General features: G+C 34.6%; 11 protein-coding genes, 1 tRNA gene and 1 pseudogene. 2 read left to right on the top strand and 11 right to left on the bottom strand.

The window, feature by feature from the left end:
• A pseudogene (locus tag ACP5O9_RS05825) lies at nucleotides 1-368 on the top strand (hypothetical protein); the annotation flags it as partial.
• Nucleotide 369: 1 nt separating this feature from the next.
• Nucleotides 370-1,044 carry a futalosine hydrolase gene (gene mqnB / locus ACP5O9_RS05820; protein ID WP_353686956.1) on the top strand — a complete coding sequence of 225 codons (675 nt, stop codon included), beginning with the start codon at nucleotides 370-372 and terminating at the stop codon, nucleotides 1,042-1,044.
• On the opposite strand, the gene ACP5O9_RS05815 is transcribed toward mqnB, so the two are convergent.
• The 11 genes from ACP5O9_RS05815 to ACP5O9_RS05765 all read right to left on the bottom strand — a co-directional run bounded on the left by ACP5O9_RS05815 (nucleotide 1,019) and on the right by ACP5O9_RS05765 (nucleotide 11,342).
• Nucleotides 1,019-1,510, bottom strand: a complete 492-nt coding sequence (locus ACP5O9_RS05815) for a tetratricopeptide repeat protein (protein ID WP_428723614.1) — start codon at nucleotides 1,508-1,510, stop codon at nucleotides 1,019-1,021. The genes mqnB and ACP5O9_RS05815 overlap by 26 nt on opposite strands.
• A gap of 19 nt (nucleotides 1,511-1,529) precedes the next feature.
• Nucleotides 1,530-1,943: a hypothetical protein gene (locus tag ACP5O9_RS05810; protein WP_353686954.1), complete on the bottom strand. Its 414-nt coding sequence runs from the start codon at nucleotides 1,941-1,943 to the stop codon at nucleotides 1,530-1,532.
• On the bottom strand, nucleotides 1,940-2,848 hold the full coding sequence (gene trmB, locus ACP5O9_RS05805; protein ID WP_428723613.1) for a tRNA (guanosine(46)-N7)-methyltransferase TrmB: 909 nt from the start codon (nucleotides 2,846-2,848) through the stop codon (nucleotides 1,940-1,942). Before trmB ends, ACP5O9_RS05810 begins: the two co-directional genes overlap by 4 nt.
• On the bottom strand, nucleotides 2,849-3,679 hold the full coding sequence (locus ACP5O9_RS05800) for a site-2 protease family protein (RefSeq protein WP_353686952.1): 831 nt from the start codon (nucleotides 3,677-3,679) through the stop codon (nucleotides 2,849-2,851).
• On the bottom strand, nucleotides 3,676-4,953 hold the full coding sequence (rimO, locus tag ACP5O9_RS05795; RefSeq protein ID WP_353686951.1) for a 30S ribosomal protein S12 methylthiotransferase RimO: 1,278 nt from the start codon (nucleotides 4,951-4,953) through the stop codon (nucleotides 3,676-3,678). The genes ACP5O9_RS05800 and rimO overlap by 4 nt, the downstream gene beginning before the upstream one ends.
• Before the next feature lies 1 nt (nucleotide 4,954).
• Nucleotides 4,955-5,935: a thiamine-phosphate kinase gene (gene thiL, locus ACP5O9_RS05790; protein ID WP_353686950.1), complete on the bottom strand. Its 981-nt coding sequence runs from the start codon at nucleotides 5,933-5,935 to the stop codon at nucleotides 4,955-4,957.
• Nucleotides 5,932-8,352: an endopeptidase La gene (gene lon, locus ACP5O9_RS05785; protein WP_428723612.1), complete on the bottom strand. Its 2,421-nt coding sequence runs from the start codon at nucleotides 8,350-8,352 to the stop codon at nucleotides 5,932-5,934. Before lon ends, thiL begins: the two co-directional genes overlap by 4 nt.
• A gap of 82 nt (nucleotides 8,353-8,434) precedes the next feature.
• Nucleotides 8,435-9,304, bottom strand: coding sequence for a UTP--glucose-1-phosphate uridylyltransferase GalU (gene galU / locus ACP5O9_RS05780; RefSeq protein WP_428723611.1), 870 nt, complete (start codon nucleotides 9,302-9,304; stop codon nucleotides 8,435-8,437).
• 23 nt (nucleotides 9,305-9,327) lie between these two features.
• Nucleotides 9,328-9,413: transfer RNA gene (locus tag ACP5O9_RS05775), tRNA-Leu, on the bottom strand.
• Nucleotides 9,414-9,435: 22 nt separating this feature from the next.
• On the bottom strand, nucleotides 9,436-11,106 hold the full coding sequence (gene ilvD, locus ACP5O9_RS05770) for a dihydroxy-acid dehydratase (protein WP_424904742.1): 1,671 nt from the start codon (nucleotides 11,104-11,106) through the stop codon (nucleotides 9,436-9,438).
• Nucleotides 11,103-11,342, bottom strand: a complete 240-nt coding sequence (locus tag ACP5O9_RS05765) for a DUF465 domain-containing protein (RefSeq protein ID WP_353686946.1) — start codon at nucleotides 11,340-11,342, stop codon at nucleotides 11,103-11,105. The genes ilvD and ACP5O9_RS05765 overlap by 4 nt, the downstream gene beginning before the upstream one ends.
• Between the last annotated feature and the right edge of the window lie 126 nt (nucleotides 11,343-11,468).

The following is an 11,468-nucleotide window of genomic DNA, read 5'->3' as shown; positions in this document are numbered from 1 at the left end:
TGCTTAAAAATGATGTGAATACCCTTAAAAATGATGTAACCACGCTCAAAAATGATGTAACTATGCTTAAAAATGATGTGGAAGAAATTAAGAAAGAGATGGCTACAAAGGCTGACCTGATGAGCATGGAGCAGAGATTTACCAATACACTTGAAAAACTAAGAGAAGCTCTCAGGTTTTCCATGTTAGAAGTTCACAGTGATTTAGAAGATATAAAGGTAAAGTTAAAAATGTATGACTTTGACTTTCTCCTTAAACAAAATGACTATCTCGCAGGAGTTTTAAAGGACTTACTTGAAGAAAGAAAAGCTTTATCCCAAAGAATGAAAGATTTTGAAGAAAGACTGAAAGCTCTTGAAGCAGCATAAATTGATAGCTCTATTTTTTGCCACTGAAAAAGAATGTGAATTAATTATTAACAGTTTAAGCAATAAGCAGTTTTTTTCAATAAAGACTGTATCCTTTATTAAAGGCAAAATAAAAGATGTTGATTTACTCTTATGTATTTCAGGCATTGGAAAAACTTCGGCAACTTTAGCTTCTGTAATTTGTTTTGAAAAATTCTCCATAAAAGGAACTATTGTTTCAGGCATAGGAGGTGCCTATCCTTCCTCTGGACTTGATATAGGAAGTATTGTAGTAGCAGAAAAAGAAATCTTTGCTGATGAAGGACTGTTAAGAAATTGTAATGCAAATATAGATTCGTTTATTTTTTTGAATTCTGAAGAAATTCTTCTTTATGTGCCTCATTTTTTAAAAACCCTTCCAAAAGGAACATTTCTTACTGTTTCATCCTGCACAGGAAATCTTGAAAGAGCTATATTTCTTGAAAAAAACTTCAATGGCATATGCGAAAACATGGAAGGCGCAGCAGTGGCAAAGGTCTGTGAGATTTATAAAATTCCTTGCATTGAAATAAGAAGCATTAGTAATATAGTTACTGATAGAGCTGAACTTCTAAGTTTAAAAGAGATATCGAAAGCTTCCATGATAGTTCAAAAATTTATTCTTGAACACATTAAGCTATTTGAAGAGTCTCTTTAATTTGTGCAATAATCCTCTGTACACTTTCCTTTAATTTTGAATAATCATCGCCTGAATATTTTATAAAAGCTTCGTAATGATTTAAAGCATCGAGTTTTCTATCAATTCTGTAATAAGTTACTGCAAGATTATAATGAGTTTCTGGATTTTCATGGTCAAATTCAAGGGCTTTTAAAAAGTACTCTATAGCTTTTTCATACTCTTCTTTATTGAGGTAGACAAGCCCTATATTTGCATATGGTAAAGCAAAATCTTTCTTAATTTCAATGGCTTTTTTAAATTCTTCTATTGCTTCTTCAAATTTACTGAGATAAAAAAGAGCGAGCCCGTAATTGTTATGAAGTTCAGGTAAATTAGAGTTTTCCTTAATTAGCTCACTATATATTTTGCAAGCTTCTTCAAATTCTTTATACCTGAGCATTAAATTTGCTTCTTCAAATCTTGCTTCAAAATCCTGCTTTTCCATAGGAAAAATTATATCAAATTTATTCAGGTTTTGTATACATATACCAGGGTTTTTCCGTAGCTCTATGAATGCCGCATAATTTTGCCACTGCATCAACTATTTGATTCGCATTAAAGGGTCTTAGAATAATGTTGTCAACAATTTTATCCTGAATAAGCTTTACTATTTCCTGTTTAGCAGTATCAGCTGAAATTATCAAAAGAATTTTAATTTTTGATTTATCCCTGATTTTCTCTAAAAAAGGGATTGTGCTTTCACCATCAATCTGAGAGTCGATTATCATTGCACAAAAATTTATATCTGATTCAAAAAGCTTTTCAATTTGATAAACATGGTCAAAATATTGTAATGATACTTCAGAAAGGTCCTTCAAAGCCCAGTTAACAGTATTTTTAATATCCTTTTGAACACATACAAGAATCTTCTTTTTCATAATTTCTCCTTTCCAATAATTTTACCTAAAAATTTTAAAGCCTTTTGTATCCCCTCTGTTTTCAAAACTTCACTAAATTTAGACACATCTATTATAAAATAATCATTCTTTTTCTTTACAGTGACAATAAAACTCTGTAAAAACTCATTCTCACTGAGTAAAACCTCCAAAGCATAATCCTGTCCCCTTTCCCATACAGAAAAACATTTTATATAAAGTGCATCTTCAATTTTAAATTCCTTATTGGCTATGAGCTCCACATCTACTCTATCTGCTGAAACCTTTACTGGATACAACTCAGTCACCTCCTTTATTTCACTGATTTTCAATGTGATAGGTTCTTTTTCTTTTTTAAGAACAATATCCCATATATTTTTACCCATTGATAGCCATCTTTTTTCATACTTTGTTAAAGGTTCATCTATTGAGGGATTTGAAACATTTATAGAAAAACAGTTTAAAAAAGCCGCTTCTTGCAATGTAAACTCAACAAAGGAATAATCATCAGTTCTTATTTTAACTTCACCAGAGGAAATCAATTTTTTTGCATAAAGATAAAGATTTTCCATTTTTGTAAGCCTTCTTTCAGCGTGGGACTTTTTAAACCAGGGATCTGGATAGTTCATAAATATTTTTTTTATAGCTTTATCCTTAAATAAAAGCTGGATTGCCCAATAAGCATCAAGCTTTGTGCAAAAAACATTATTGATGCTATGACTGCTGCATTTTTTTAAAAGTTTATTAACTGGTATCCATGACTTTTCAATACCAAAAAATATTTCTTCTGGATTTTCCTTTGCCATCTTTATTAAAAAATCACCTGAGCCAAACCCAATTTCAACTGTAATGTTTTCAAATTCAAGAGGTTTTTTTACTTTACGCCAGTCAATGTAGTGTTTCATCATTTAAAACTTAAAAGGTGCAGGAACAAAAGTAAAAATAAAAATTAAAAATGCCACTCCCCCAATTATTCGTCTGCTTAAAGAAAGTCTATTTTCCCAGAACAGTACTGGAGGATGATCCAAACCTAAAAAAAGAAGAAGCAATGCCCACACAAGCCATCCATACCAGTAAAAAATTCCCAAAAAAGCAATCAAAAAAATAACCGTTCTTGAAATGTAAGAATGAAATCTACCAAACAAAGCATAAGCAATATGGCCTCCATCAAGCTGTCCAACAGGCAAAAGATTCATGGAAGTTACAAAAAGCCCGATCCATCCAGCAAAAGCAACAGGGCTTAAAACAACATCATATCCAGCTGGAATGTCTCCTAAAATGAGTTTAACAAGTAAAGAGAAAAGTATAGAATCACCAAGCACAAAAAAGTCTTCTCCTCCTCGAGTAAGAGGAATAATTTTTGACATTCTAAGCCCGATTATGCAAGCAGCTACAGATAAGAAAAATCCTACTAAAGGTCCTGCTGCTCCAATATCAATTAGTGCTTTTCTTGTTAGTATTGGTGATTTCATCTTTATAAAAGCACCAAAGGTGCCAATTATTGAAGGTGCAGGAATAAAATATGGCAGTGTTGCCTTTGTTCTGTGAGCCTTTGAAGCAAAGTAATGACCCATCTCGTGTCCAAGCAAAATTGTTATTATACTTAATGAAAAAGGATAACCCTCCCAGATTCTGAAAGGTTCTTTAAGCAGATTAATTCCCTGTTGAAGAGCTCCTGCAAAAAGTGTTGTTAAAACAGTAGCACAAAAAAGAATCAACGGAGTAATATATTTTTTCACTTAACAATAACTCCTTTAAGGTCATATTCATAGGCTTCGGTGATCAAAACCTTTACTTTATCTGCTGCTTTTAACTCTGACACATTCTCTAATATTACCACACCATCAATCTCTGGTGCATGGCAGTAAAGTCTTGCAAGGGCAAGATCTGCATCAATATAGTCTATCAAGGCATCATATTTTTTCCCCACAAGGGCGCGATTTTTTTCAAGGGATATTAAAGCCTGCCTTGTCATTATCTCATCAAATCTTCTATTTTTTACACTTTCAGGAATCTGCCCTTTTAAATTGTAAGCTACCGTTCCTTCTTCTCTTGAGTATTTAAAAACTCCAAGACGGTCAAACTGAACTTCTTCAATAAAATCAACGAGTCTCTGAAACTCATCTTCTGTTTCAGTGGGAAATCCAACAATAAAAGTGCTTCTCAATGTTACTCCCGGTATTGCTTCCCTGATTTGCCTTATTTTTTTAAAATACTCCTTCTTTGTTCCCCTTCTGCCCATAAGCCTCAGTATTCTTTCTTCACTGTGTTGCATTGGTATATCAAGATAATTAACAATTTTATCATTTTCTGCCACTGTTTGGATTATAGCCTCATCAACATCAGTAGGATAAAGGTAAAGAAGTCTAATCCAAAAATCTCCATTAATTGAGCATAAATCCTTAAGAAGACTTACTAAATTGTATCCCTTCAATTCTTTGCCGTACTGGGTAATATCCTGAGCAACAATAATCAACTCTTTTATTCCAGAGGAAACAAAACCCTCGGCTTCTTTTAATATTTTTTCAGGTTCTCTGCTTTTAAAAGGACCTCTTATTGAAGGAATAACACAAAAACTGCATCTACGACTACAGCCGTCGGCAATTTTAATATATCTGTAACTTGGTGGTTCCATAGTATAAGCACAGATCAAGGAATAACTGTCAGAATTCTTAAACTGCCTCATGAAACTAATAATAGAGGCTGTCTCATTTACTCCAAATAAAGCATCAATTTCTGGTATTTCTTTTTTAAGTTCATTTTTGTATCTTTTGGAAAGACAACCAATTACAATAAGCTTTCTATGCTCTTTACACTTCGCTACTGTTAAGATTTCGTCAATTGATTCCTCTTTTGCATCATTTATAAAACAGCAGGTGTTGATAAAAACAAAATCTGCTTTTTTAAACTCCTCCACATATAAAAATCCTTCTGCTGTTAGTTCCTCTATTAAATGTCTTGAATCAACAGTGTTTTTAGGACATCCAAGTGTGATTACTGTAAATTTTTTCATTTCAGAAATGTTGCCAACCTTCTGGTTTTGCAGGGATTTTACCTTTATCAGGGTGTATAAGATAGAGGCCTTTTTCTTCAACTATTCTTCCCACTTGAATTAAGCCGAACTCCTGAGCATCCTTTCTGTCAGAGATAACTAAAAGCTCATAGTCCTCCCCACCAGATAAAATGAGCTTTATTGCGTCAATATTTAAATACTCTGCAACCTTTATTACTGCTGGATGTTTTGGAATTTTTTCAAGATATATCTCAGCACCCACATTGTTTTCTTCACAGAGTCTGTGTAAATCAATGAGTAAGCCGTCACTTATATCCATCATTGCCTTTGCAATATCTTTGAATTTTTCAGGGTTTCTTGCAACTGGCATTAGATGTCTCTGTAAAAGTTCATTTGTGCCTTCAATTTCTATAATGTCAGGATGTTTTTTGAAATCTTTCATTGATTTAATAACTTTCCTTTTATCATCAGAAAGGCTTTTTAAAAGATTTAAACCTGCTTGTGAAAGTCCAAGAGATGATGTTATGAAAATTAAATCTTCAGGCTCAGCGCCTTTTCTTAAAACAGGCTTTTCAGCCTCTCCCACTGCAAAACCTGAAAGAACAACCTTCTCGCTCCTTGAAAGATCACCTCCAACTAAAAATCCTCTGTAATGCCTTAATGCATCCTGTATGCCATCAAATAGCTCTTTAAAATCCTCCTCAGATAAGGTTTCTGGAATGCCTGCAGAAAATAAAAAAGCCTTAAAATCACCACCCATTGCATAAATATCACTTACATTAACAGAAACAATTTTAAATCCAAGATGATAAAAGGAAGTATAGCTAAGGTCAAAATGAACATCCTCAATCATCAAATCCGTTGTAAGCAATGCAGACTGTTTAAAATTCAAAACCGCAGCATCATCGCCTATTCCTGTTCCTTCAGGAAAGGAAAACCTCTCCCTTATATACTTAATAAGTCCAAGTTCATCTTTTTTCATTTAGATTTAGCTGCTATTTTCTGAGTTTTAGCCTTTACTTTAACCTTTGAAAAAACATGCTTTAAAACCTCATCCATTGACTCAACAAGAATAAACTTCATTCCTTCTTTCACATATTTTGGCAGCTCTTCAAGGTCTTTTTTGTTTCTCTTTGGTATAATGACTGTTTTTATGCCCATTCTCTTAGCTGCAAGCACCTTCTCCTTAAGGCCCCCAATGGGAAGAACTCTACCCCTTAAAGTAATTTCACCTGTCATGGCAACATCCTTTCTCAAAGGTTTTCCAGTGAAAACTGAGGCAATTGCTGAAGCCATTGTAATTCCTGCTGAAGGACCATCCTTTGGAATAGCACCTGCAGGAACATGGATATGTAAATCCATAGTGCTAAAAATTTTTTCATCAATCTTGAGCTCTTTAGCTTTTGATTTAACATAGCTCAATGCAGCCTGTGCAGACTCTTTCATCACATCTCCAAGCTGTCCTGTAAGAATAAGATTCCCCTTGCCTTTCATAATTGTTGCCTCAACATATATAACATCTCCACCTGCCTCTGTCCATGCAAGACCTGTTGCAACTCCAACCTCTTCTTTTTTGAGTTCCTCTTCAGGAAGATACTTGGGTGCACCAAGAAATTTCGATACCTTCTTAGGTGTTATGTAAAACTTCTTAGTTTTGCCTTCTGCAATAAATTTAGCCACTTTTCTACAGAGATTTGCTATTTCTCTTTCAAGATTTCTGACTCCTGCCTCTCTTGTATAATGAGTAATAATGTATCTTATTGCTTTATCACTAATTTTTAAAATTGAAGAGTTAAGTCCGTGTTCTTCAAGCTGTTTTGGAATTAGATATTTTTTTGCAATTTGGAGCTTTTCTTCTTCAGTGTATCCTGAAAGATATATTATCTCCATTCTGTCTCTTAATGCAGATGGAATTGTATCAGCTATGTTACCTGTGCAGATAAACATAACATTGCTTAAATCAAAGGGAACAGCAAGATAGTGGTCAACAAAGCTGTTATTCTGTTCAGGATCAAGGACTTCCAGAAGAGCTGATGAAGGATCACCTCTGAAGTCCATTCCCAGTTTGTCTATTTCATCAAGCATAAACACAGGATTATTTGTTCCTGCCTGCCTTATACCCTGAATTATTCTACCTGGAAGAGCACCCACATAGGTTCTTCTGTGGCCCCTTATCTCAGCTTCATCTCTTACACCACCAAGAGAAATTCTAACAAATTCTCTACCTAAAGCCCTTGCAATTGAACGGCCTAAGGAGGTTTTACCAACTCCGGGAGGACCTATAAAGCAGAGAATTGGTCCTTTCATTTTTTCTTTTAGTTTTCTTACGCTTAAATATTCAAGAATTCTTTCTTTAACCTTTTCAAGATCATAATGGTCTTTATCAAGAACTTCCTTTGCAGCTTTTATATCAAGCCTGTCTTCTGTTGAACGAGACCATGGCAATTCTGTAAGCCATTCAAGATATGTGCGCACCACCGCTGATTCAGCTGCTTCAGGATGCATTCTTTCAAGTCTTTTTAGTTGTTTCTCGGCTTCTTCTTTAACCTTTTCAGGCATTTTTGCTTCTTCAATCTTTCTTCTGAATTCATTTATCTCTTCAGCCTTTTCATCAATATCTCCAAGCTCCTTCTGAATTGCCTTAAGCTGTTCTCTCAAAAAATACTCCCTCTGCGTCTTATCTATTTCATCCCTTGCTTCTTTCTTAATTTTCTGTTGAATTGTAAGGAGTTGAATCTCTCTGTTAAGAATTTCTCTTATCTTATTCAATCTATCAAAAGGATCGGTAATCTCAAGTATTTGCTGAGCTTCAGAGCTTTTTAATCCTAAATTTGAAGCAATCAGGTCAGCAAGTCTTCCAGGTTCATCAATATTTTCAATTATTACCATGGCATCAGGTGGTATATTTTTACCAAGTGAGATAGCTTTTTCAAGCTGCTCTTTCACAGTTCTTACCAGTGCTTCATGTTCAAGTGTAAACTCTTTTATCTGAATGTCTTCAATTTTTTCTATTTTCGCAAGGTAAAAACCTTCTTGTTGAGAAAACTCTACTGCTTTTGCCTTAGAAAGTCCCTGAACAAGAATTTTTAATCTTCCATCTGGTAGCCTCAGCATTCTCATAATCATGCAGACTGTTCCAATACTGTAAAGGTCTGAAGGTTCCGGAATTTCAACATTGAAGTCCTTCTGGGTTAGCAAAAGAATAAGCCTGTTGGTATTCAATGCATGTTCCACAGCTTTAACAGAGATATCTCTTCCCACAAAAAGAGGAATTATCATATATGGGAAAATTACTATATCTCTGACAGCTAAAATTGGAAGTTCATGTGGAATCTCTATCTCTTTATTGTCCTGTTTTTCATCATTTTTTTCTTTGTTTTCTTTTTTTATTTCGTCCATTTCTACCCCCTGAAAAAACTTTTTTAATCTTTAGTTAATTTTAACAGTTTTTCAAGAATTTTTGATATTTTTTAAAAAATTTTTAATGATTTTCGATGGTTGAAAGCTTTTCTTTCAGAAAATTTATAAATTGGCAAGAGATTTCCCTGTCTTTTAAAGCAAATTCTACTATCGTTTTTAAATAACCAAGCTTTTCTCCAGCATCATATCTCTTACCTTTAATTATACAACCGTATATTTGCGTTTCCTCTAAAAGGGATCTTAAAGCATCAGTTAATTGAATCTCTCCGCTTTTACCTGGCTGTAAATTTTCAAGATGTTTAAATATCTGAGGAGTTAAAATATACCTGCCAATTATTGCAAGAGAGGATGGAGCATTTTGAGGCTCTGGTTTTTCTACCAAATCATTGATAATATAAAATCCGTCTGTTTGTTTGCCTGAAACTATACCATATCTTGAAACTTCATTTAAAGAAACCTCTTCAAGAGCTATTACTGGAGCTTTCTTGTCTTTATAAATTTTTATCATTTCATCAAGAACAGAGTACTCAGGATCTATCAAATCATCACTTAAAATCACTACAAAAGGTTCCACTTTAACAAAAGGCTTAGCACATAAAATGGCATCTCCGAGTCCTTTTGGTTCTTTTTGTCTTATAAAGGCAAAATTAAGATTTTCAAAACAGTTAATTTTTTCAAGAAGTTCATATTTCCCTGCAGATTTAAGCCTTTCTTCTAATTCATAAGCCTTGTCAAAATGGTCTTCAATTGCTCTTTTGTGCTTACCTGTAATAAAGATAAACTCCTCAATCCCTACTCTCACAGCTTCTTCAACTGCATACTGAATAAGAGGTTTGTCAACTACCGGAAGCATTTCTTTTGGAGAAGCCTTTGTTGCTGGAAGGAATCTTGTTCCAAGGCCTGCTACTGGCAAGACTGCTTTTCTAATCATCTGGAGTGCCTCCACATAAAAAATGCCGGAGACGAGACTCGAACTCGTACGGAGGTCGCCCTCCGAGGGATTTTAAGTCCCTTGCGTCTACCAGTTCCGCCACTCCGGCTATATTTAAGATACAAAAAAATTTAGACTTTATTCAAGTGCTCCTGCATTATTGCACCTTTATCAGCAGAGCTAACCATATGAGCATATCTTGAAAGATATCCTCTTTTTATTTTTGACTTTCTTGGCTTCCAATCCTTGCTCCTCTTTTTTAACTCACTTTCTGAAACCATAATATCGAGTTTTCTGTTTGGTATATCAATCAAAATTCTATCACCATCCTTAACCAGAGCAATTGGACCACCACGAGCAGCTTCTGGTGAGACATGACCAATACAGGGACCACGGGTTCCACCTGAAAATCTTCCATCTGTAATTAAAGCAACTGATTCATTAAGTCCCATTCCAGTGATTGCACTTGTTGGAGAAAGCATTTCCCTCATTCCAGGACCGCCAGATGGGCCTTCATATCTTATTATAATGACATCTCCTTCTTTTATTTTTCCATCAAGAATTGCGTTCATAGCTTCTTCTTCTGAATCAAAACAGCAAGCTGTTCCTTCAAAACGAAGCATTTTTGGAGAAACAGCAGTTTGCTTAACTACAGCTCCATCTGGCGCAAGATTTCCTTTAAGAATTGCTATTCCTCCCTCTTTATGATAGGCCTTTTCAATTGGTCTAATTACATCTTCATCGTAGATCTGAGCTTTCTCTGCAATTTCTTTTATATCAAAACCAGAAACTGTTGGATTTGAAAAAATTTTATCTTTAAGTCTTTGAAGCACAGCTGGAATTCCACCAGCTCTGTAAAGGTCTTCCATATAATGCTGTCCCGAAGGAATTATATTTACAATGTGAGGAGTTTTTTTGCTAATTTCGTCAAAAATCTCAAGAGGAAGCTCTATTCCTGCTTCATGCGCCACTGCTTTTATATGTAAAACAGTATTTGTAGAACCACCAAGTGCCATATCAATTGTAATAGCATTATAAAAAGCTTCTTTTGTAAGTATCTTTCTTGCGGTTAATTTCTTTTTTACGAGTTCAACAATTTTTACTCCAGTTTCAAAGGCAAGCCTTCTCTTTTCAGACATAACAGCTGGAGTAGCAGCTACTCCTGGAAGGCTCATTCCCATAGCCTCAGTAACACAAGCCATAGTATTTGCTGTATACATCCCCTGACATGAACCCGCAGTAGGACAGGCACAAAGTTCAAGAGCCTGGAGGTCTTGTTCTGTTAAAACTCCCTTTTTAAACTTTCCAACTGCTTCAAAAGTGTCAGAAGTAAGATTTCTTCTTTGACCTTTGTAGTATCCTGCAAGCATTGGTCCTGCTGTAAGAACTATTGCTGGAATGTCAAGCCTTGCAGCAGCCATAAGCATTCCAGGTGTAATCTTATCACAGTTTGTAAGAAGCACAATACCATCAAATTGATGGGCTTCTACAATACATTCAATCATATCCGCAATTAACTCCCTCGATGGCAAAGAATACTTCATTCCCTTATGACCCATAGCAATCCCATCACAGATACCTGGAATACCAAAGAAAAATGGATAGCCCCCTCTTGTATGAATCCCTTTTTCTATAAATCTTGAGAGTTCATTCATTGAAATATGGCCAGGTATTATATCTGTGAAACTTGTAGCTACACCAATAAATGGTTTATTCATTTCAGAACGAGGAATTCCTGTTGCATAAAGAAGTGCGCGATGAGGAGTTCTTTCAAGACCTTTTTTAACTATGTCACTTCTCACTGGGTTGCCTCCCTTTGCAATTTAGCTTTATATTGTCTTATCATTTCAGCCATTTTATCTTTCTTATAAAGTTTCTCTTTCTGCATTCTTTTTTTCTCGATTTCTTCTTCTGGAGTTAAATAAGGCTTTTTGTTCATTTCATCAAGAATGCTATCAAGGTGTCTGTGTTCCTCATAAAGCTTGCGAAACTCTTCGTTTTCTTTTTTAAGAATCTCAATGATCTCTTCTTCTTTCATGGAACACCTCCAAAAATGTTTTTTTAAATTTTACAACAAATAAAAAAAAATATGTTATAATTTTTTTCATTTTCTAAATTTTTATTGGAGGTGATTATGAATCAGTTTTTAAGAGTTTTATTAAGC

Source organism: Thermodesulfovibrio sp., from assembly GCF_049969575.1.
Taxonomy (GTDB): domain Bacteria; phylum Nitrospirota; class Thermodesulfovibrionia; order Thermodesulfovibrionales; family Thermodesulfovibrionaceae; genus Thermodesulfovibrio; species Thermodesulfovibrio obliviosus.
This window is presented reverse-complemented; position numbering and strand designations above follow the sequence as displayed.